This window comes from Acidovorax sp. CCYZU-2555 (assembly GCF_018413525.1).
GTDB lineage: Bacteria > Pseudomonadota > Gammaproteobacteria > Burkholderiales > Burkholderiaceae_C > Comamonas.
Genome location: NZ_JAHCDD010000001.1, coordinates 108116 through 129731, shown reverse-complemented (window position 1 = coordinate 129731; position 21616 = coordinate 108116). Strand labels below are relative to the sequence as shown.

20 protein-coding genes are annotated in these 21616 nt (G+C 66.5%); 12 read left to right on the top strand and 8 right to left on the bottom strand.

Annotation, left to right across the window (positions count from 1 at the left end):
* Positions 1–56: 56 nt before the first annotated feature.
* The 3 genes from KHY18_RS00575 to KHY18_RS00565 are packed head-to-tail and all read right to left on the bottom strand — an operon-like array spanning position 57 to position 3014.
* On the bottom strand, positions 57–1583 hold the full coding sequence (locus KHY18_RS00575; protein WP_213293258.1) for a RimK family ATP-grasp domain-containing protein: 1527 nt from the start codon (positions 1581–1583) through the stop codon (positions 57–59).
* A 1-nt stretch (position 1584) separates the two neighbouring features.
* The gene (locus KHY18_RS00570; protein ID WP_213293257.1) at positions 1585–2694 is read right to left on the bottom strand and encodes a GNAT family N-acetyltransferase/peptidase C39 family protein; all 1110 of its coding nucleotides are present in this window, start codon (positions 2692–2694) and stop codon (positions 1585–1587) included.
* Positions 2685–3014 (bottom strand): hypothetical protein, encoded by a 330-nt coding sequence (locus tag KHY18_RS00565; protein ID WP_213293256.1) that lies wholly within the window; start codon positions 3012–3014, stop codon positions 2685–2687. Before KHY18_RS00565 ends, KHY18_RS00570 begins: the two co-directional genes overlap by 10 nt.
* A 292-nt stretch (positions 3015–3306) precedes the next feature.
* Here KHY18_RS00565 and KHY18_RS00560 point away from each other — a divergent pair, with 292 nt between their 5' ends.
* Together KHY18_RS00560 and secD are read left to right on the top strand one after the other, a co-directional pair.
* Positions 3307–3678: a hypothetical protein gene (locus KHY18_RS00560; RefSeq protein WP_213293255.1), complete on the top strand. Its 372-nt coding sequence runs from the start codon at positions 3307–3309 to the stop codon at positions 3676–3678.
* Positions 3679–3783: 105 nt separating this feature from the next.
* The gene (secD, locus tag KHY18_RS00555; protein ID WP_213293254.1) at positions 3784–6285 is read left to right on the top strand and encodes a protein translocase subunit SecD; all 2502 of its coding nucleotides are present in this window, start codon (positions 3784–3786) and stop codon (positions 6283–6285) included.
* Positions 6286–6298: 13 nt separating this feature from the next.
* Here secD and KHY18_RS00550 read toward each other — a convergent pair whose 3' ends face one another.
* The 4 genes from KHY18_RS00550 to KHY18_RS00535 all read right to left on the bottom strand — a co-directional run bounded on the left by KHY18_RS00550 (position 6299) and on the right by KHY18_RS00535 (position 10027).
* Positions 6299–7372, bottom strand: coding sequence for a metallophosphoesterase (locus KHY18_RS00550; protein WP_213293253.1), 1074 nt, complete (start codon positions 7370–7372; stop codon positions 6299–6301).
* A 14-nt stretch (positions 7373–7386) separates the two neighbouring features.
* Entirely contained in the window at positions 7387–7887 is a 501-nt protein-coding gene (locus KHY18_RS00545) for a dihydrofolate reductase (protein ID WP_213293252.1), read from the bottom strand.
* Between the two features lie 89 nt (positions 7888–7976).
* Positions 7977–9020 carry an alpha-ketoacid dehydrogenase subunit beta gene (locus tag KHY18_RS00540; RefSeq protein WP_213293251.1) on the bottom strand — a complete coding sequence of 348 codons (1044 nt, stop codon included), beginning with the start codon at positions 9018–9020 and terminating at the stop codon, positions 7977–7979.
* Entirely contained in the window at positions 9017–10027 is a 1011-nt protein-coding gene (locus KHY18_RS00535; RefSeq protein WP_249728813.1) for a thiamine pyrophosphate-dependent dehydrogenase E1 component subunit alpha, read from the bottom strand. Before KHY18_RS00535 ends, KHY18_RS00540 begins: the two co-directional genes overlap by 4 nt.
* Positions 10028–10365: 338 nt before the next feature.
* On the opposite strand from KHY18_RS00535, the gene KHY18_RS00530 reads away from it, so the two are divergent.
* The 8 genes from KHY18_RS00530 (at position 10366) to KHY18_RS00495 (ending at position 19313) form a co-directional block, all read left to right on the top strand.
* Positions 10366–11349: a GLUG motif-containing protein gene (locus KHY18_RS00530; RefSeq protein WP_213293250.1), complete on the top strand. Its 984-nt coding sequence runs from the start codon at positions 10366–10368 to the stop codon at positions 11347–11349.
* Between the two features lie 110 nt (positions 11350–11459).
* Entirely contained in the window at positions 11460–12170 is a 711-nt protein-coding gene (locus KHY18_RS00525; protein WP_213293249.1) for a hypothetical protein, read from the top strand.
* A 275-nt stretch (positions 12171–12445) separates the two neighbouring features.
* The gene (locus KHY18_RS00520) at positions 12446–12796 is read left to right on the top strand and encodes a hypothetical protein (protein WP_213293248.1); all 351 of its coding nucleotides are present in this window, start codon (positions 12446–12448) and stop codon (positions 12794–12796) included.
* A 98-nt stretch (positions 12797–12894) separates the two neighbouring features.
* A complete protein-coding gene (locus KHY18_RS00515) occupies positions 12895–14133 on the top strand; it encodes a TolC family protein (protein ID WP_213293247.1) in 1239 nt (412 codons plus the stop codon).
* 14 nt (positions 14134–14147) lie between these two features.
* The gene (locus KHY18_RS00510) at positions 14148–14684 is read left to right on the top strand and encodes a hypothetical protein (RefSeq protein WP_213293246.1); all 537 of its coding nucleotides are present in this window, start codon (positions 14148–14150) and stop codon (positions 14682–14684) included.
* Positions 14681–15778 (top strand): permuted SH3 domain-containing protein, encoded by a 1098-nt coding sequence (locus KHY18_RS00505; protein ID WP_213293245.1) that lies wholly within the window; start codon positions 14681–14683, stop codon positions 15776–15778. Before KHY18_RS00510 ends, KHY18_RS00505 begins: the two co-directional genes overlap by 4 nt.
* A gap of 14 nt (positions 15779–15792) precedes the next feature.
* A complete protein-coding gene (locus tag KHY18_RS00500) occupies positions 15793–18912 on the top strand; it encodes an efflux RND transporter permease subunit (protein ID WP_213293244.1) in 3120 nt (1039 codons plus the stop codon).
* 23 nt (positions 18913–18935) lie between these two features.
* Entirely contained in the window at positions 18936–19313 is a 378-nt protein-coding gene (locus KHY18_RS00495; protein ID WP_213293243.1) for a hypothetical protein, read from the top strand.
* A gap of 18 nt (positions 19314–19331) precedes the next feature.
* Here the strand turns inward: KHY18_RS00495 and KHY18_RS00490 are convergent, their stop codons facing one another.
* Entirely contained in the window at positions 19332–19601 is a 270-nt protein-coding gene (locus KHY18_RS00490; protein WP_213293242.1) for a hypothetical protein, read from the bottom strand.
* A gap of 109 nt (positions 19602–19710) precedes the next feature.
* Between KHY18_RS00490 and KHY18_RS00485 the strand changes: the two genes are divergently transcribed.
* Both KHY18_RS00485 and KHY18_RS00480 read left to right on the top strand, forming a co-directional pair.
* On the top strand, positions 19711–20343 hold the full coding sequence (locus KHY18_RS00485; protein ID WP_213293241.1) for a hypothetical protein: 633 nt from the start codon (positions 19711–19713) through the stop codon (positions 20341–20343).
* A gap of 61 nt (positions 20344–20404) precedes the next feature.
* Positions 20405–21544, top strand: coding sequence for a metallophosphoesterase (locus tag KHY18_RS00480; RefSeq protein WP_213293240.1), 1140 nt, complete (start codon positions 20405–20407; stop codon positions 21542–21544).
* The last annotated feature ends 72 nt before the right edge of the window (positions 21545–21616 follow it).

Here is a 21616-nt window from a genome sequence, read left to right as displayed (position 1 = left end):
TTAGGCATGCGCCGCAAACCCAGCACCGGCGCGGCTTGCGCGAGTTGTTCCGCGAGTTATGCACAAGCTTGGGCACGGTCTGGGGGCATAACTCGGGGCTGGGCCGCAGCCGGATGGAAGCGCAATTCCACCTGTTTGAGGAAGTGCGACAGCAGCATCACGTAAAGCGCGTCTCCCTGCTCGGCGTCTTCCACGCCGGAATCCAGATTGGGGTTGTCATTGATTTCTATGACGTAGACGCCCGAAGCGGTCGACTTGAGATCCACGCCATAGAAACTGTTGCCCACCAGGCGCGCCGAATTCACGGCCGCGCTCAGCACTTCGGGCGGCACCTGCGCCAGCGGCACGGCCTGCACCCGGCCCTCGGTGTACTTGCCGTTGGCCGCGTGCTGCAGGATCTGCCAGTGGCCGTCGCACATGAAGTACTTGGCCGCGAACACCGGCTGGCCGGCCAGCACGCCTATGCGCCAATCGAAGTCGGTGTACATGAACTCCTGCAGCAGAATGATTTCCGACTCCTTGAGCATGTCCTTCGCAATCTCCTGCAGGTGCTCGAAGCTGTCGGCCTTCTTGACGCTTTTGCTGAAGGCGCCGTCGGGCACTTTCACCACTACGGGGTAGGTCAGCCGGTGGTGCATGTCGGCCAGGCTGCGCCGACTGACCATGTGGGTCGACGGCGTGGCGATCGCATTCTCGCGCAGCAGTTCGGCCAGGAAGGCCTTGTTGGTGCAGCGCAAGATGGACACCGGGTCGTCCATGACCGGCATGCCTTCGGCCACCGCCTTCTTGGCAAACTGAAACGTGTGGTGGGTCACGGCCGTGGTCTCGCGAATGAACAGCGCGTCGAACTGGCTCAGCCGCGAGAAGTCCTTTTTCTCTATGAGTTCCACGGCGATGCCCATGTCCTGGCCCACGTCGACAAGTTTCCTGAGCGTCTTGAGGTTGGACGGCGGCAGCGGGTCGTGCGGGTCGTGCAGCACCGCCAGGTCCATGCGCGGCAAGGGCATGGCGATCAGCGGCCGCCAGGTGCGTCGCGTGTACTGGCGAATCGCCTGCAGGAACACTTCGTCGCGCGCGGTGTCTACGTCGCGCGGGTCCAGCGCCTGCATGTCGCCGATCTGCCAATGGCCGGACTGCTCATGGCGCTGCAGCGTGATTTCCATCAGCGGGCAGCGAAACAGCTCGAAGCTCTTGCGCGCCAGCGCGGCCAGGGTCGGGTCCTCGATGACGCCGAAGAAAACGTGCAGCGTGAGCGTGGTCACGGAGCGCGGAATTTCCTTGAGCGGGCCTATCAAGCGGTTGAGCTGCGCCAGTGCGGCCGGCGGCAGGCGCTTGCGCTGCAGACTCAATATGGTGTCCACGCTGGGCGTCACGCGGTCGCCGCGCGCCTCCGCGAGCAGCGAGCAGTAGTAGCCCATGCTCAGGTAGCCGTAGGTTCGGCACAGGTTGGTGACCTTGCGCCGCGGGCCGCGCGCACCGGGCTGTTCCGCGACGAACTGGTCGGCGGTGATGACCTTGAGCGCCGGGTCATTCCAGCGGAAGTCGGCAAGCTTCTCGACGACGATCACATGTTCTGAGGACAATTTATTTCTTTCTGGAAATGATGACCGCCGCCGTGCGCCGTCGGCGCCCGTATCTGGCGATCTTCTTGAATTCATCCAGGCTGATGGACATGCCGCCATCGGAGTCGCTGGAGCGGGCCATGGGGTCGAGCAGGCGAAACACCGCGCCGTCGAAGCCGACGATCACCACCCAGTGGGGCGTTTTTTCGCCGTGCAGCCGCCACAGGCTGATGAGCACGATGGGCAGGCTGCCCGCGCGCAGGTGTTCGATCAGGCTTTCGGGCGAAACGGGGCTGGCGTGCAGAGGTACCTGGTGCTCCTGCAGTTCGGCGCGGAAGTCGTTCTCCACCAGCTGAATGACGTCTTTCTTGTGCGGGTCGCGCACGCTGCTCATGAACAGGGACGCGCCCGCCGCGGCGTACACCGAGACCTCGAAGCCGCGCCGCAGCGCCGCGCGCGCCAGGCCGAACGGCCCGCAGCCGCCATGGCCCGCGGCCATGAACACGGTCGTGGCTTCGCGCCACAGGCGTATCTCCGCCGCCTGGCTCATGGCGATGGCAGGGTCCAAGGCGGACATGGCCATCAGCAGCGCGCAAGGCCCGCAGGTGAAATCCAGCGTCTGCGCGTAATGGCGCACCGCATACGCGGCGCCGGCCTGCGTGCCGTCGAACAGGTCGCGCTGAAAGCACAGCGCGTCCTGGCCATCTGCGTAGTACCCGTTCTTGCGGCCCGAGGGCACAAACCCATGGCGCTGGAAAAGCCGGTGCGCCGGCGTGTTGTCCCGCCGGCTTTCGAGCCGCAGCACCGCACACCCTGCCTGCCGCGCGTAGGCCAGCGCCGCGCTCAGCAGGCGGGCTGCCAGGCCGGACCCGCGCGCCGCGGGCATGACCGCGATCGAGTACAGGCGCGCCACGGACGAGCCCTTGCGGCGCAGCACCACGCAGGCGCCCTGCAAGGAGTCATCCGCGCGGCAGACCAGTACCCGCGCCGAAGAACTGGCCAGCAGGCGCCGCCAGCTTCGCGCGGAAATCCGGTCGCCGTCGAAGGCCGCGTGCTCCAGCGCGTCGAGCGCGTGCACATCGGTGGGCCGGGCCGGCGCGATGCTGCCCGAACCGCAAGGCGTCAGTGGCATCGACGCACCTCAGCCGTCATCACCCGCGCAACCCGACCGAACTCGGCGGCTGGAAAAGTAGCCATCAGCAGCTGCAAGCTTTCCTGCATGTCGCTGGCATGCATCTGCAGGATGACGGTCGCCTGCCGACCCGACATATCCAGCGCCAGTCGGTAGCCGCGCAGTCGCGAACCCAGCGCCTGGTGCAGCGCGCTGCGCAGGCGCAGCGCATTGGGGCAGGGCGTTCGCAGCGGCAGCTCCACCAAGGGATTCGTCGCATGGTCCGCATCGAGAATGCACGTGATCCGGTGCAGCTGATTGTTCGGGCATTTCTGCAGCATGTTTTCCGCCTCGGAACGCCTTTTCTGCAAGGCCTTCGAGGCAACTGTTGGACATGCATTCATGTCTAGGAAGCCTGGCGAAAACACTTCGTAAATGCTGCGTAAAAACGCCGGGCCCCGGCGTTAAATTTGCGCCAAGCGCGCGCCCTATGTCCGCTGCAGGCGCGGATTACGGGGCGGCTGCTAGACTGCTGCCGGTGAATTCTTCCTCAGCGTCCTTGCATGGGCAGCCGGTCCGTGCGCGGTTCCTGGCCCCCAGCAGCAAGCCCTCTTTGGCCAGGGCAGCCGCCGCATGAACAAGGCCTGTGAAGTCCGCCGCTCCTGGTCGGCGTGCGCGCTGTTCCTGCTGTTCCTGTGGGTGCTGGGCACGGGGGGCACGCACGCTTTCGCCGGCCATCCATCGCCCACGGCCTACGCCGCCGGCGACCGTTCCGAGCAATGGGGCACGGCACGCCATGCCGTCATCGCCCCCGTCAGCAGCACGCGGGCCCTGGCCAAGGGCCAGCCGCATGACGGCGCGGGCGACCCGGCTATCGTTGCGCGCGCCGGCGGTCTGCGCCTGCCGGGCGCGGCCCATGCGGGCATCGCGGCACGCGACGCATGGTGGCCGCGGCAAGAAGCCCGCCAGCGTTTTGCCGCGCGCGCCCCGCCTTTCCTGAAGTGATCCGCGCGCACGGCTTGCGTGCGCTTTGCGTCCTTTCGATCACCCGCGTCCCGCCGCACCGGTGCTGCCTGCACCCGTGCGTGCGTGCGCGCCAGGAAACATTCCATGAAGAATTCCAGATACCTGGTGGCGACCTATATCGCCATCATCCTGGCCGGCATATTGCTGGCCCTTCCCAACCTGCTGCCCTCCGCGACCCTGGAGCGGCTGCCCGCCTTCATGCCTTCCAGCCAGGTCGCGCTGGGGCTCGATCTGCGCGGCGGCTCGCATCTGGTGCTCGAAGTCGACGGCGCCGACCTGCAAAAGGAGCGGCTGCGCACCCTGACCGAAGACGCCAGGCGCACGCTGCGCGAAGCGTCCATTGCGTGGAGCCATTTCGACACCGCGCAGCGCGAGGTGCGCATCACCTTGCGCGATGCGCAGCAGCTGGGCCGGGCGAAAGATGCGCTCGCGCCGCTGATCAGCGCGCTGGGCAATGGCCGCCATGACCTGGCCGTGCGCGAGAGCGGGCCGGCGACCGTGGTGCTGGAGCTGACCGAGGAAGGACTGCTCGCGGCCACGTCTTCTGCGGTGGAGCAGAGCCTGGAAATCATCCGCCAGCGCGTGGACCAGGTCGGGGTGGCCGAGCCCACGATTCAGCGCGTGGGTTCCAACCGCATCCTGGTGCAGTTGCCCGGCCTTCAGGACCCCAGCCAGCTGCGCGCGCTGCTGGGCTCCACGGCGAAGATGAGCTTTCACATGCTGGGCGACGCCGGCTCGGCCGAAGTGCGCACGCTGAACGACGAACAGGGCGCGAGCTACCCGGTGCTGCGCAGCGTCGCGCTTTCGGGCGATCGCCTGTCGGATGCGAGCGCGGGATTCGATGCGCAGACCAATGAACCCGTGGTCAACTTCCGCTTCGACAGCGCGGGCGGGCGCATGTTTGCCGACATCACGCGCGCCAACGTGGGCAAGCCGTTCGCCATCGTGCTCGACGACAAGGTGCTGAGCGCACCCGTCATCCGCGAAGCCATCACCGGCGGATCGGGGCAGATTTCCGGCAACTTCAGCGTGCAGGAAGCCGCGACGCTGTCGGCGCTGCTGCGCGCAGGCGCGCTGCCCGCCAAGCTCACGGTCATCGAGGAGCGCAGCGTGGGCGCCGACCTGGGCGCGGACGTGATCCAGAAGGGCGTCTACGCCGGCATCGCGGCGTTCGCGCTGGTGTTTCTCTTCATGTTCGCGCTGTACGGCACCTGGGGGCTGGTCGCCAATCTGGCGCTGGCGCTCAACGTGGTGCTCACGCTCGCCGGCCTGAGCCTGATAGGCGCGACGCTGACCCTGCCGGGCATCGCGGGCATCGTGCTGGGCATAGGCCTGGCGGTCGATGCCAACGTGCTGATCAACGAACGCATTCGCGAGGAGACCGCCAAGGGCAGGCCCGCGCTGACTGCCATAGACACCGGTTTTCGCAAGGCCTATGCGACCATCATGGACAGCAACGTCACCGCGCTGATCGCCACGGTGCTGCTGTTCTGGTTCGGCTCGGGCCCGGTGCGCGGCTTTGCGGTCACCATGGCCATAGGCCTGCTCATTTCCATGTTCACGGCGGTCTCCATCGTCAAGGTGGTGATGATTGCCGTCGCGCGCCGCTGGCGGCTCAAGACCATCAACATCCGCCCGCTGTTCGGCTTTCGCCTGGTCAAGGATGGCACCAAGGTCGACTTCATGAAGGCCCGGTTCCTGGGCCTGGCCGTGTCCCTGCTGCTGTCGGCGGCTTCGGTCGCGCTGTTCTTCAAGCCCGGCCTGGACTACGGCATCGATTTCCGCGGCGGCATTCAACTCGAAGTGAAGACCAGCGCGCCCGCGGACCTGGCCGCGATGCGCACGCAACTGTCCCAGCTGGGCCTGGGTGAAGTCGCGCTGCAGGAGTTCGGTGGGAGCAATCAGGTGCTGATACGCGTGGAGCGCCAGGCGGGCGGTGAAGAGCCGCAGACGCGCGCCGTGGCGCAGCTGCGAAGTGCGATCGCCGACATGGACGCCGGCGCGAGCATAGAGCGCGCCGACGTGGTCGGCCCCAAGGTCAGCGGCGAGCTGGCGATGGCGGGAATTCTGTCCGTGGTGCTGGCCAGCATCGCGATGCTGATCTACATCTGGATCCGCTTCGAGTGGCCATTTGCCGTGGGCGCGATCGTCACGCTGGTGCTGGACGTGACCAAGACCGTGGGCTTCTTCGCGCTCATGGGGCTGGACTTCAATCTCACGGCGATCGCCGCCCTGCTGACGCTGGTCGGTTACTCGGTCAACGACAAGGTGGTGGTGTACGACCGCATGCGCGAGAACCTGCGCCTGCACCGCAATCTGCCGCTGCGCCAGGTGATCAACATGTCGATCAACGAAACCCTGGCGCGCAGCCTCTACACCTCGGCGACGGCGCTGCTGGCGATGCTGCCGCTGGCCATCTGGGGCGGCAGCGCAGTGGAAAGCTTTGCCGTGCCCATGGTGTTCGGCATCGTCGTGGCGGCGACATCGTCGGTGTTCATCGCCGCGCCCATTCTGCTGTTCCTGGGCGACTGGCGCCAACGCAGAAACGTGCAGCGCCAGGAGGCGCTGCCGGTGCCCGCGGTCTGACCCGGCGCGGCCCTTACACCGGGCCGCCGTATTCCTGCGTGGCCATTTCCTTGCCGTCCTCGAACATCAGCGTGCGCTCGGGCCAGCGCAGCGCGGCAAGATTGAAGCGCTCGTCATGCGGCTCGCCGGCGCGCCGCGCGACCCAGCGCCCGCCCACCGAGTAGTCGACGCAGAACACATTGCCGCGCGGCCCGTGCCAGGCCAGCGGCGCGGTCTGGCCGAACAGGTTTTCTTCCTGCTTGCCGTGCACCGGAACGCGCGGCGGATGCAGGCGGCGCCAATAGTGGCCTATGACCACGGCTTGGCTGTCGGTGTACTCGTTCCACCAGGCCATGCGTTCGACAAAGCGCCACTTGCCGCCCGCGAAGAACGGCTCGGTGCAGCGCCGCTCCAGGCCCGTGGTCAGCACCTTGAGCGGGTTGAAGACCGCCTTGTTGAGTTCGCTTTCGGAATGCGCGGGCAGGAACGGCGGGCGGTAGCGCGCGTCTTCGAGGCTGTGCGGCCAGCCGCGGTCTTCCGCTTCGCGGCGCGCGTGCAGGTCGCTGGCCTGGGCCTGGGTCTCGGCCACGGTTTCCCAGTGGTCGTATTGCGTGCGCAGGCTGCCCAGCGGCATGGCGCGCGCCGCGGTGATCTGCGGCTCCACCCAGGCCGCGTGCACGATGCGCAGATCGGCGCGCTCCAGCGCCACGGGCAGGCCGGCCGTGAACTCGGCGATCGCGCGGCGCTCGGCGCTGCCCTGCGGCTGGGCGAACGGCGCGTATTTGGCGCTGTCGGATTCGGTGCGGCTGTCGAAGAACCAGCCCGAGCCGTCCTTTGCGTCTTCGCGCAGCAGATTGATTTCATGGTTGCCCGCCACGGCCAGCGCGCGGCCGTTGGCGATCAGCCGGCGCGCGAGCGCCAGCACCGCCGGGCTGTCGGGGCCGCGGTCGCAGAAGTCGCCGACGAACACCAGCGTGCGTTGCTGCGGGTGCTGGCCGTCGGCGTCGTAGCCCAGGTGCCCAAGCAAGTCCTGCAGCGCCTGGTACTCGCCATGGATGTCGCCGATGATGTCCAGCGGTCCGGTCGGCAGTGTTTGGATGAGGCTCATGCGGGGCGCCTGGTTCAGCGCGTGGCCGCGGCGCGCACATAGCGCACAAAGGCATAGGGCAGGCCGGTGCGGCTCACGGCCTGGCTGCGCGTGGCTTCGATCCACTCGCTGCCCAGCGTGGGCGCGTAGGCGTCGCCTTCGAAGTCCTGGGCGATTTCCGTGACTTCGACGGCATCGGCCAGCGGCAGCGCCTGGGCGTAGATCTGCGCGCCGCCCATGACCCACACGTCGGCGCTCAGCTGCGCGGCCTGGGCCAGAGCGTCTTCGAGGCTTTGCGCGCGCAGCGCGCCCGGCGCCTGCCAGTCGGCCTGGCGCGTGACCACGATGTTGCTGCGCCCGGGCAGAGGGCGAAAGCGCTCGGGCAGCGAGTCCCAGGTCTTGCGGCCCATGACGACGGCGCTGCCGCCGGTGAGCTGCTTGAAATGGGCCAGGTCTTCGGGCAGGTGCCAGGGCATGGCATTGTTGAGGCCGATGACGCCGTTGGCGGCGCGCGCGTAGATCAGTTGAACGGACATGGGCAAGGTCGCAGGCAGAAACAACCGTCCATTGTCAGGCAAACCGACGATTCATTCTGTCGGTAGGGCGACCCTCCCCGGTCTCCGACTCAGCGCTGCAGCAGCTTGAGCGCCGCGGCCACCACCTGGTCGGCACCTATGCGCGACACGTTCTCCAGCGACTGCGCATAGCCCACGGGAATGCGCGGCGCGCCCAGGCGCGCGACGCGCGCCGAGGTGTGCTCGGCCACGGTCGCGGCGATCTCGCCGCCGAAGCCCGCGGCCTGTATCGACTCATGCACCACCAGCAGCCGGCCCGTGCGTTCGGCCGACTCCAGCACGGTCTTCTGATCCCAGGGCCAGATGGTGCGCAGATCGATCACGTCGGCGCTCACGCCTTGCGCCGCGAGCGCTTCGGCGGCGGCGCTCACCGCATGCACCTGCTTGGACCACGACACCAGCGTGATGTCGCTGCCCGCGCGCACGCGCCGTGCCTGGCCCAGCGGCACATGCTGCGGCGCGCCCGGTGTGACTTGGCCTTGCAGCGACCACAGTTCCTTGTGTTCCATGAAGACCACGGGGTCGCCCGAAGCCAGGGCCGAATGCAGCAGGCCGTAGTTGTCGGCCGGCGTGGCCGGCGCGACCACGACCAGGCCGGGCACATGCGCGAACCAGGCTTCGAACGACTGCGAATGCTGGGCCGCCGACGCCGTCCAGATGCCTATGGGCAGGCGCGCGACCAGCGGCACGCGGCCCTGGCCGCCGAACATGAAGCGGTTCTTCGCGGCCTGGTTGACGAGTTCATCGATCGCGCACAGCGCGAAGTCGGCGACGCGCAACTCGACCACGGGGCGCAGCCCGGCGAGCGCCATGCCCACGCCCGCGCCCATGATGGTCGACTCGGAAATCGGCGTGTCGATCACGCGCTGAGGGCCAAAGCGCTCGACCAGCGGCCGGCCGTCTGCGCCGCGGTACTGGCCGAACACGCCGCCGCGGCCCAGGTCTTCGCCCAGCGCGACGACGTTGCGGTCGGCGTCCATGGCTTCCGACAGCGCCAGTGCCGCGGCCTGGGCATAGCTCAGCGTCAGCGCGCCGGTCTCGGTTTCGGTCTTACGCGCGGTGTTGGCGGGTGTCGATGCAATGGCGCTGCTCATGCCCAGACTCCTTGGCCGGTGGTGGCGATATCTTGATAGGCCTCTTCGGCCAGGGGAACGGGGGCGGCCTTGGCCGTGGCGACGGCCGCCGCGATCTCGGCCTGGGCCTGGGCCAGCACCTGCGCCGCGGCATCGGCCTGGCCGCGCGACGCGAGCAATTCGCGCGCGCGCGAGATCGGGTCGGTCAGCAGCGCGGCCGCGACTTCGGCCGGGTCGCGGTAATGCGCGGGGTCCACTGACACATGGCCCTTGTGGCGGTAGGTCAGCGCATGCAGCAGGCGTGGGCCGCTGCCCGCGCGAATGCCGGCGATCAGCTGCTGTGCGGCGGCGCTCACGGCCAGCACATCGTTGCCGTCGACCTGGGTCGCGGCAATGCCCAGCGCCTCGGCGCGCGCGCTCGCGGCCTGGGTACCGGCGGTCATGGGCGCCGAGCGCGTGGTCGCGGAAATCTGGTTGTCTTCACAGACGAACAGCACGGGCAACTGGTAGATCTGCGCCCAGTTCAGCGCTTCGAGAAACGGCCCGCGGTTGATCGCGCCGTCGCCAAAGAAGCAGACCGCGATGGCGTCTTCGCCGCGCAGCTTGAGCGCATGCGCCGCGCCCACGGCGATCGGCAGGCCGGCCGTGACCACGCCATTGGCGCCCAGCATGCCGACCGAGAAATCGGCGATGTGCATGGAGCCGCCCTTGCCCTTGTTGTAGCCCGTGGCGCGGCCGAACAGCTCGCACATCATGCGCGTGCTGTCGGCGCCCTTGGCCAGCGTATGGCCGTGGCCGCGGTGGGTCGAAGTCAGCAGGTCGCGGGTCTGCAGATGGGCGCAGACGCCAGCTGCGACGGCTTCCTGGCCCGTGGACAGGTGCAGCGGCCCCTTGACCAGCGCCGGCTGGGCGTCGGGCGCGGCGCTCTGGCCCCAGATTTGCACGCCACCTTGGCTGGCGCGTTCGGCCGCGTCTTCAAAGGCTCGGATACGGACCATGGTCCGGTAGAGGGAAAGCAGGTCGGTCATGTGGCAATCAGGCAGCCGGCCGCTGCGCTGGAGCAGGGCCCGGCAATGTAGGGATGAGCGAGGACCGCCAGCCACCGGCTTGGGGTGCCTGTTGCGTAGGGAGCGATGAAGGTGCGGCTTGGGTGTGGCCGCTGCCTGCGGTCACCCCATTGTGCGTACAGGCCGCGGGTTTGCATCCTGGGAATGTCACCTAGGAGGGTCGCATGCTTCAGGTGTCGGTGGAGCCGGCGCTGCGGGCTTGGCGCTGGGATAGTCGCGGGCCTTTTGCCGGCACGCTTTGCGCCGTAAACGGTTCCCAATGAAGCGGGTCAGAGGCGAAAATTAACGGACCACAACCCATGCGCTTCCCCCCGCTTGTCTTGGCGCTAGCGACGTTGCCTACCATGGCGCTGGCAGCGCTGGTCCATGCCCAGGCTGCCGTGAACGAGGGCGCGGGTCGGCGCGAAACGCTTATCTACAGCATCGAAGGCTTGCAGGCCATGGGCCACGGCCTCGCTGGTCATTACGCGTTGGCCCAATCCATAGACGCCCGCGCCACGGCGGACTGGAACGGCGGTGCGGGTTTTGCGCCGATAGGCCGCGATGGCGCACCCTTTACCGGCAGCTTCGATGGCCGCGGCCACGTCATCCATGGTTTGTTCATCCATCGCCCCGGCGAAAACAACGTGGGCCTGTTTGGCCGCACGCGCAATGCCACGCTGCGCAATGTGCGCCTGGTGGGCGGCCAGGTGACGGGCGGCGAAAACGTCGGTGCGCTGGTCGGGCACCACGAAGCCGTCGATGGCAGCGCCCGCATCGACCGGGCCTGCGCCCTGGTACCGGTCACCGCATCTGGAACTATTGGCGGTCTGGTGGGACATAACGAAAGTTACGGCGGCCGCAGCACTATCTCGCGCTCCCACGCGGGCGCTGCAGTGCGCGGCACGGGCAGCAATGTAGGCGGACTGGTGGGGCACAACGAAGCTTACGCGGGCAGCGCGAGCATCAAGCAAGCCTATGCGAGCGGGGTGGTCGAGGGCCGGGACTATGTGGGCGGACTGGTGGGCTACAACGACGCGTTGCGCGGCCTGGCGCTCATCTCCGACAGCTATGCGAGCGGCGCCGTGAGCGCAGCGGGCGCGGTCGCTGGCGGGCTGGTGGGCCTGGACACCAATGACCGGGTCGCGCACAGCTTTTACGCGACCACCGATGAGCGCGGGCTGGCCATCAATCGCTTCGCGACCTCTGCCGGACAGGGCGTGACGCTGGACCAGTTGCTGCGCATGCCGCACTTCACGCGCTGGCGCAGCGATGGCGGGCAATGCGACGGCGTGCTGCCATAGCTTTATGACAGATTGAAATAAACCTTGTACTTTTTACCGAAAAGCGCTGTTTTTTTGATTCCAATTATAATTCTGGCGGATTTGTATGAAAGAGTAATTGGATAATTGAAATGTTAAGAAAATTGATTATATCTGCTGCAGTAGCGGTAGTTTGTACAGCAACGGCACATGCCCGCGATGAAAATGAGGGGCTTCATTCGAATAGCAATGACGCTTCGCAACTCAGCAACACCACAAAAAATTCAACCAACAAGGTCACCCGTTATTCGGCAGGTGATTCCATACCCTTGGGTTACCCAAAGGAGATTCAGAAAACCAAAAATATAGAAGTTGCACAGGCAAATGAATCTGTGCCGAAAATCAAGGTGGTCAAGTATTCCGCAGGGGAGTCCATTCCGTTGGAGTATCCCCCAAAGAGGGTAGTCGGGTATTCGGGCGCCTCCTCCATTCCGCTGGCAGGAGCGCTGGGTGACAGTGTAACTACTCACATTGGCCTGGGTCAGGCAGGTCTTGCCGAGCAAAACGGTCTGATCAATACTTCGCCGGCTGGCTTGCTTGGTCTGTTTGTGATCAAGGCCGGAATTATCTATTATTTTGATAATCAGGAGTCGACACTGCGCAAGACGGGACTCAAGGCTTCCGCAGGCGTATGGAGTGGGGTGACGATGAACAACCTGTTGCTGATCGCCGGATCTTCCAATCCATTGAGTCTTGTGGGCGGTGCCTTGTTCGGTGCCTATATGTACCGTCGTGAAGGCCTTACCTTGGAAAAAGAAGAAGCTGCCAAGTCTTCGCAGAGAATCGCTGCGCAAGCCAAATAGAAGAATCTTCTAAAATAATTCCAAGTGCGTCAAATTGTGTAAATTGTTTTGCTTTGTAATTTGTTTGCTGTTTTGAAAACAGATGCAATATCTAAAAATATGCGGTCCGCATTTTTTAAGATATTGAATTTTTCGAAATATGGCGGGCTGTTTTGCACAGGGGGAGGGCGCCCGACACGCTGCGTCCTGCGGCATCGCCGCCCGCGAAATGAACTTGCAAAATCAAGGCATTGCCGCTCACTATCGTTTTTGTTAGCCGTTAGACTCTGAGCTCAATGCGCCGCCTCATTCTCATTTCCATGATGTGTCTTCTGCCTCTCCAATGGAGCTGGGCGGCGGCTGCAAGCGTGTGTGAGCATGAGCAAGGGGCGGCCCATTTCGGCCACCACGAACACCGCCACAGCGATGATGCGCACGCTGGCGACGCCAGCGCGTCGGCCAATGATGCGCTGCAGCCACACCCCGATTGCCACACCTGCCACGGCATCGGTGTGGCTTATTTGCCCACATCGGACGCCGCGCATCCGCCGTGGGCCGAAGGCTATCTGCAGGCGCACGGCAGCGTCGCATTTCCCGAGCCGCCGCCAGGCAGCCTGCTGCGTCCCCCTTCCTTTTTCGTCGCCTGACGCCGGCGAGGACCGGCCGCGCTCCCTGAACAGGGGCGGGGCGTCTTCGTCGACTTTTGGACCCGCGGGCACGCGCCCGCATTCACGACGAACATTCCATGAAACGCATACGCTGGGCTTCCCCCGGCATTCTGGCGGCCGCATTGCTGACGGCCGCCATCTTGGGCCATGCCCAGACGGGCAGTGCCCAATCTCCTTCCCAGACGCCGTTGCGACTGGGCTTTGAAACCGCCTGGGCCAAGCAGCCGGAACAGCGCTCGGCGGCGCTGCGCCGCGATGCCGCCGCCGCAGGCCTGCGCGCCGCCGAGCGCTGGACGCCGCAGACCATGGCGCTCGATCTCTCGACGCGCAGCGATCGCTGGCATCGCAACGAAGGATCGCGCGAGTACGAAGCCGCGGTGTCCGTGCCGCTGTGGTCGCCGGGCGAGCGCGCGAAGTCGCAGGCCGCGGCGCAGTCGCAGGCGCATGCGGTCGACGCACTCGTGGGCGCGGCCCGGTGGCGCCTCGCTGATGAAGTGCGCGAAGCGTACTGGGCGCAGCAGCGCGCGCGCATCGAGCAGCAGGTCGCGCAGGAGAAACTGCTCAGCGCCCAGGGCATTGCCCGGGACGTGCTGCGCCGCGTCACGGCCGGCGATCTCGCGCGCGCCGACGCCCACCAGGCCGATTCGGCGGTGGCGGTGGCGCAAAGCGCCGTGGCCGAAGCCGCGGTCGCCGTGGCGCAGACCGCCCAGGTCTGGCAGGCCCTCACCGCCCAGGAACTCGGCGAGGGCCCCCAAGAGCCGCTGCCCGCGCAGACGCCCGTGGCCGACCATCCCGCGCTGCGCGATCTGCAGGCCAAGGTCGATCTGGCACGGCGCCAGCAGGAGCTGGCCGGCGTGCAGACGCGCGCCAACCCCGAGCTGTCGCTGGGCACGACGCACGAGCGCGATGCGCGCGGCGAGCGCTCGGCGCAGAGCATCAATGTCGGTGTGCGCATTCCCCTGGGGCGCTCGAGTGTCAGCGACGCCCGCATCGCGAATGCGAGCGCCGACCTGCTCGAAGCGCAAAGCCAGCTCGACCTGGAAATGCAGCGCATCGACTCCCGTATCGCGCTGGCGCGCACGCGCGTCGAACTGCTGACGCAGGCGCGCGCCGCCGCCGAACGGCGCGCCACCCTGGCCGGCGAGTCGCGCGGTTTCTTCGACAAGGCTTTTCGCCTCGGCGAAAGCGATCTGCCCACGCGGCTGCGCATCGATCTCGAAGCTTTCGAGGCCGAACGCCAGGCCGCCCGCAGCCGACTCGAAGTCGGCGCCGCCATCTCTCAACTTCGTCAGGCGCTCGGGCTGCTGCCCGAGTGAGCACAGGAAATTCCATGTTCAATGCAATTCTTGCAGGCGCAAGCCTGCTCGCGGGCCTCTACAGCCCGCTGGCCCTGGCCGATGCCGGCCACAGCCATGACGCGCCCGCGGCCAGCCCGTCGGCGCCGGTGATCCCACGCTTTGCCGCGGCGTCCGAACTGTTTGAAATCGTCGGCACGGCCAACGGCACGCAGCTCGCGCTCTATCTCGACCGCTTTGCCGACAACGCGCCCGTTGCCGGCGCCGCGCTCGAAGTGAGCGTGGGCGACACGCCGGTCGTGGTCAAGGAAATCGCCGCGGGCGAGTTCGAAGGCACGCTGGCCCAGGCCTTGGCACCCGGCGTGACTTCGGTCACGGTGACCGTGGCCGCCGGTGAAGAGAACGATCTGCTGGCCGGCGATTTCGATGTGCACGCCGATGCCGCCCAAGAATACACGCACCGCGATTGGCGCGCCTTGCTGCCCTGGGGCCTGGCCGCGCTGGGCATGGCCGGTGGCGGTCTGTGGCTGCTGCGCCGCAGCGCTTTTCGTCGTTCGGGAGGTGCAGCATGATGCGCCCGCTGTTGCTCACACTCCTGCTCGCCGCCGCCATGCCCGCCTGGGCCGATGCCGGCCATGACCATGGCGGCCCCGCGCCCGTGGCCAACGCCAACGGCCCGGGCCGCCAGCCCGACGGCAGCGTGTTTCTGCCCAAGCCCGCGCAACGCCAGCTGGCCTTGCGCACCCTGGTCGTTCAGTCCGGCGAGCTGCCGCGCACCATTGAGCTCGCGGGCCGCGTGGTGATGGACCCGAACGCGGGCGGCAAGGTGCAGCCCATGACCGCGGGCCGCATTGAAGCCGGCCCCAAGGGCCTGCCCGTGATGGGCCAGCGCGTGCGCAAGGGCGAAGTGCTGGCCTATGTCACGGCCGCCACGGCGGCGATGGACCGTTCGAGCCAGGCGGCGCAGATCGCCGAACTGCGCGCAGCGCGGACGCTGGCCGACAAGCGCCTGGCGCGCCTCAAGGACTTGAGCGACACCGTGCCGCGCAAGGAGATCGAGGCCGTAGAGTCGGAGAGCGCAAGCCTGTCGGCGCGCATTTCCGCGCTGTCCGCGGCCGTGGGCGCGCGCGAGCCGCTGATCGCACCCGTGTCGGGCGTGATTGCCGCGGCCTATGCGGTCGCGGGCCAGGTGGTCGATGCACGCGAACTGGTTTACGAAGTGGTCGACCCGGCGCAGGTCAATGTCGAGGCCCTGGCCTTCGATACCGCGCTGGCGTCCGACGTCGCCAGCGCGAGCATGGTGGTCGGCGGCCAGCGCGTGGAACTGCGTTTTGTCGGCGCGGCGCGCTCCTTGCGCGAGCAGGCCTTGCCCATGGTGTTCCGCGCCCAGGGCGATGCGCTCAGCACCCTGGCCCTGGGCCAGCCGGTCAAGGTCTTCGTGCAGAGCCGCTCGACCGTCAAAGGCATTGCCGTGCCCGCGGCCGCGCTGATGCGTAACCCCGCGAACCAGGACATCGTCTGGGTTAAGGCCGGGCCCGAACGACTGGAGCCGCGCGTGGTCACTACGGCGCCGCTCGACGGCGCCCGGGTGGCCGTGACGTCCGGCCTGCAGGCCGGTGACCGTGTCGCAACGCAAGGCGCGACGCTGGTCAACCAAGTCCGTTAACGGGAGCCATTCAAATGTTCAAATGGCTTCTCGTCAACAGCCTGGCCAATCGCCTGCTGGTCATCATCGCCAGCGTGGTGCTGATGTTCTACGGCGCGTGGACGCTTTCGCGCACGCCCGTCGACGTCTTTCCCGATCTCAACAAGCCTACGGTCACCGTGATGACCGAGGCCGGCGGCATGGCCGCCGAGGAGGTCGAACAGCTGATCACCTTTCCGCTCGAAACCACGATGAACGGCCTGACCGGTGTGGAAACCGTGCGCTCCGTTTCATCGGCGGGCCTGTCGTTCGTCTACATCACCTTCGACTGGAGCACGGACATCTTCCGCGCACGGCAGATGGTGTCCGAACGCCTCGCGTCGATGGAGGAGGGCATAGCGCCCGGCGTGGTGCCGCGCATGGGGCCCATCAGCTCCATCATGGGCGAAATCATGCAGATCGCGATTCCCGTCGACACCGCCAAGGTCTCGCAGATGGCGGTGCGCGAGTACGCCGACTGGGTGCTGCGCCCGCGGCTCATGGCCGTGCCGGGCGTGGCCCAGGTGATTCCCATCGGCGGCGAAGTGCGCCAGTTCCAGGTGCAGCCCGACACGCGGCGCATGGCCGATCTGGGCATTTCGCATGACCAGCTCGAGTCCGCGCTCAAGGGCTACTCATCCAATACCTCGGGCGGATTTCTCGAGCTCAACGGCCGCGAATATCTGATCCGCCATCTGGGCAGAACTTCGCGCCTCGAAGACCTGAGCAACCTCGCGCTCACGGCGAAGAACGGCCAGCCCATCCTGCTGCGCCAGATCGCCGAAGTCACGTTCGCCGCGGCGCTCAAGCGCGGCGACGCGGGCTTCGAAGGCAAGCCCGCGGTGATTCTGGGCATACAGAAGCAGCCCACGGCCGACACCATCGCGCTCACGCGCGCCATCGAGCAGGCACTCGAAGGCATGAATGCCTCGCTGCCCGCGGGCATGGACGCGCCGCGCGTGACCTTCCGCCAGGCAAGCTTCATCGAGGCGTCGATAGACAACCTCAAGTGGAAGCTGATTGGCGCGTCGGTGTTCGTCGCCGCCATCCTGTTCTTCTTCCTGGGAACGCTGCGCCCGACCATCATCGCGCTCACGGCGATTCCGGTGTCGATCTTTCTCACGGCCCTGGTCTTCAAGTACTTCGGTCTGTCGATCAACACCATGACGCTGGGCGGGCTGGCGATCGCCATCGGCGGCCTGGTCGATGATGCCGTGGTCGATGTGGAGAACATCCTGCGGCGCCTGAAGGAAGACCGCGCGCGCCACCCGGGCCAGCGCACCAATGTGCTGGCGCTGGTCGCACGCGCGTCGATGGAAGTGCGCTCGGCGATTCTCTACGCCACGGTGATCATCGTGCTGGTGTTCGTGCCGCTGTTCGCGCTGCCGGGCATCGAGGGCCGGCTGTTCATTCCGCTGGGCATTGCGTTCATCGTCTCGACGCTGGCGAGCCTGATGGTGTCGGTCACGGTGACGCCCGTGCTGTCGTACTACCTGCTGCCCGGCATGAAGTCGCTGGACCATGGCGATACGCGGCTGCTGGCCTGGCTCAAGCGCCAGTACGCGGTCGGCTTGCAGAAGGTCTTGAACCGCCCCAAGGCCACGCTCGCGGCCGCGGGTGTGGCGGTGCTGCTGGCCATTGCTTCGGTGCCGTTCTTTCCCACGACCTTTCTGCCGCCGTTCAACGAAGGCACGCTGATGATTGGCATACGGCTCAACCCGGGCGTGACGCTGTCGGAGACGTCGGCGCTCGCGCGCCAGGCCGAAGTGCTGGTCAAGCAGGTGCCCGAAGTGACCCACGTGGGCCGGCGCAGCGGCCGCGCCGAACTCGACGAGCATGCCGAAGGCGTGCATGTGAGCGAGCTCGACGTAGGCCTCAAGCCTTCGGGCGAACTCACGCGCTCGATGGCGGAGATCTCGGCCGATATCCGCGCGCGGCTGGCGAACCTGCCGGCGGCGATTTCGATCGGCCAGCCCATCTCTCACCGCATCGATCACATGCTGTCGGGCGTGCGCTCGCAAATCGCAATCAAGATCTTCGGCGAAGACCTCGACACCTTGCGCGGCCAGGCCGATGCGCTGCGCGCGCGGCTCGCGGCCATTCCCGGCCTGGCCGATCTCGAAGTCGAAAAGCAGGTGCTGGCGCCGCAGATCAAGGTGCGCATCGACTATGCGGCCGCCGCGCAGTACGGCGTGCCCGTGCCGCAGGTGCTGGCCACGCTGCAAAGCCTGGTCGAAGGCGAGCGCGTGACGCAGATCGTCGAAGGCGGGCGGCGCTTCGCGCTGGTCGTGAAACTGCCCGAAGAGACGCGTTCGGCCAACGGGCTCAAGGACATCCTGATCGAGACGCCCACGGGCCGCGTTCCGCTGTCGAAGATCGCGAGCATCGAGGAAGGCGACGGCCCCAACCAGATCAGCCGCGACGACGGCAAGCGCCGCATCGTGCTGTCGGCGAACTCGCAGGGCCGGCCGCTTTCCGACATCGTCGCCGACATGCGCCAGGTGATCGCCGACATGCCTTTGCCCGAAGGTTATTTCGTCACGCTGGGCGGGCAGTTCCAGGCACAGGAAGAAGCTTCCAAGCTCGTGGGCCTGTTGTCGCTGGTGTCGCTGACGCTGATGTTCATCGTGCTCTACAGCCGCTACCAGTCGACGCGGCTGTCGCTGCTGATCATGGCCAACATCCCGCTGGCCCTGGTCGGCGCGGTGCTGGGCCTGTGGCTTTCGGGCCAGCCGCTGTCGATCGCCGCGCTCGTGGGCTTCATCACGCTGGCCGGCATTTCGGTGCGCAACGGCATTCTGAAAGTCAGCCATTACGTGAACCTGATGCGGCTCGAAGGCGAGAACTTCGATCACAAGATGATCGTGCGCGGCTCGCTCGAACGGCTCGCGCCCGTGCTGATGACCGCGCTGGTGACGGCGTTCGCGCTCGCGCCGCTGCTGTTCGAAGCCGAGCAGCCGGGCACCGAAGTGCTGCACCCGGTGGCGGTCGTGATCTTCTGCGGCCTGATCAGCGCCACCTTGCTCGACACCTTCCTGACCCCCGCCATGTTCTGGCTCTTCGGCCGTGCGGACGCCGAGCGCCTCATGGAATCCAAAGACGTCGAAGCCCTGTGATTCACCCAACCGAAAGGACTCTCATGAAAATCGCCATTGCCACGCTTTCCCTCGCCGCCCTGGTGGCGGCCGCCCCGGTCCTTGCCGCGGGCAACCATGCCCATGACCCCGCGCATGGCGGCGTCGTTGCCGCGGCCAAGGAAGCCGACTATGAACTCGTGGCCAAGCCTGATGTGCTGCAGCTCTATGTCTCCGACCACGGCAAGGCGCGCGACCTGTCCAAGGCCGGCGCCAAGCTGACGCTGCTCGCGGGCAAGGACAAGCAGGAGGCCCAGCTGCTGCCCGCGGGCGACAAACTCGAAGCCAAGGGCACGTTCAAGGTGGCGCCGGGCACCAAGGTGGTGGCGGTGGTCACCGATGGCGGCAAGGCGCTGGGCACGGCGCGCTTCACGTTGAAGTAAGTTCCAATCGCGCCGGCTTCATGCGAGCCGGCGCGCAAATGTCGCATATCCGACATCTCCGTCATGGAGATGTTTTTTTTTGAATCCAATGTTCGTAATCGTGCGAATTGCTTCGTGTGGTTGCGCGGACAGGGGCAGGCATTCCATGCCGCCCGGTGATTCAATGCGTTGAAATCCTGTTTTGCCAACCTTGTGTGTCGGGCCTTTGGGGCCCGGTTTTTTTTGTTTGAACAGTGTGTATAGGGTTGGCGAGATGTCGGATGTATTGAGAAAGTGGGTTGCAACCACGGTGTTTGCAACCTGCGCTGCGGCCGCAAGTGCCCAGCAGGCAAGTGTCGAGACGGGTTCAGCGGATGAGGCGCCTGCGCAGTCGGGCCAGTTGCTGCCGCAGCTGACGATGGAAAAGACGATTCGTTATTCGGCCGGTGAGTCGATCGTGCTGGGCTTGGCGGCCCCGCCGGCGCAAGAGCGGGTTTTCGCGGCCGCACCTCAGGCCACATCTGCGGGCATGCGCTATTCGGCCGGTGAATCGATTGTGGTGGGCCCGGCGCCCGCGGTGGAAAACCCGCTGCCCGCCGAGCCCCCGCCGGCCGCCCAGGCCGAAGAGCCCGGTCGGACCTCGGGGTATTCGCAAGCCGCGCTGATCCCGCTGGCCGCAGCGGTCGGCGACAGCGTCACGACATATATCGGTCTCAACCATGCGTCCCTGGCCGAGAAGAATGGCCTGGTCAACACTTCGGCGGCCGGCCTGGTGGGACTCTTTGTGATCAAGGCGGGCATCACTTATTACTTCGATCGCCAGCCCAAGAAGATACGCGAGTCGGGCTTGAAGATCACCGCAGGCGTCTGGAGCGGCGTCACCATGAACAATCTGCTGCTGATCGCCGGCTCGTCCAATCCGCTGAGCCTGGTGGGCGGCGTGCTGTTTGGCGCCTACATGTACCACCGCGAGAGCCTTGCGCTGGAAAAGGAAGCGGCCGGCAAAAGGGCGCCGCTTCCATCCGCGCGTCACATGGGCACGGCAGAATAGGCGCACTGATCTGGCCCTGCCGGTCCCCCGCGCCGCCGCGCCTTCATTTCCCGGATTCCCTGTGTTCCACGTCTATTGCGCCATCGCCTATCTGTTCATCGTCGCGCGCGTCATCGCGCCCCTGCCCATTCGTGGGCGCTGGCGCGTGCTCGCCGCGGCCGCGCTGCTGCCGGGCGCGCTCTACCAGTTCTGGTCGCGCGTGTTCTTCGGCAACATGTGGGGTCCCGAGGTGCCGTTTCCGGTTGCCGCGCTGCTGGGCTGGACCTTCTGCAGCTTCGTGCTGCTGCTGGTGTTCACCATCATCGGCGAAGTGCTGTCCATGTTGTATTGGCTGCTCACGCGCCGTTCGGCCGCGCGCCGCGGCGCGAGCCCGCCCAGCGGCACGGCGCGCAGGCTCACCACGCTGGCGCTCGCGTTCGGTCTGGGCGGCTTTGGCTTCATCCAGGCGACGCGCCTGCCCGAAGTGCACCGCGTGGACCTGGCCGTGAAGAACCTGCCCGCCGAGCTGGAGGGCTTCAAGATGGTGCAGCTCAGCGATCTGCATATCAGCAAGCTGTTCCAGCAGGACTGGGTGCAGGGCGTGGTCGAGCGCACCAATGCCATCGATGCCGATCTGATCGTGGTGACAGGCGACTTCATCGACGGCAGCGTCGAAGCGCGCCGCGAAGATGTCGCGCCGCTGGCGCAACTCAAGGCGCGCCATGGCGTGATCGGCATTCCGGGCAACCATGAGTACTACTTCGACTACGGCGCCTGGAAGTCGCGCTTCGAAGAACTGGGCGTGCGCATGCTGACCAATCAGCATGCGGTGGTCCGGCACGGCAATGCGCAACTGACGGTGGCCGGCATCGCCGACGCCGTGGCCGCGCGCTACGGCTACGAAGGCCCTGATTTGCCCAAGGCGCTCGAAGGCGCGCCCGCGGACGCGCCCATCGTGCTGCTGGCCCACAGGCCTGCGGGGGCCGCGGGCCACGCCCAGGCCGGCGTCGCCGTCCAGCTGTCAGGCCATACGCATGGCGGCATGGTGATAGGCATGGAGCCGGTGTTCGGGCCGCCCAACGAAGGCTATCTGACGCGCGGCTACCGCGTGGGCGACATGCAGCTCTATGTGAGCAACGGCACGGGGCTGTGGATGGGCTTCCCGATACGGCTGGGCATTCCTTCGGAGATCACCGAGTTCGTGCTGACGCGCGCCAAGTAGCCCGCGGCCCGGGAAAGAAAGGGTGATCGCACGACATAAAGAGGTAGTGCGAGAATCCACCCATTCCCGTGG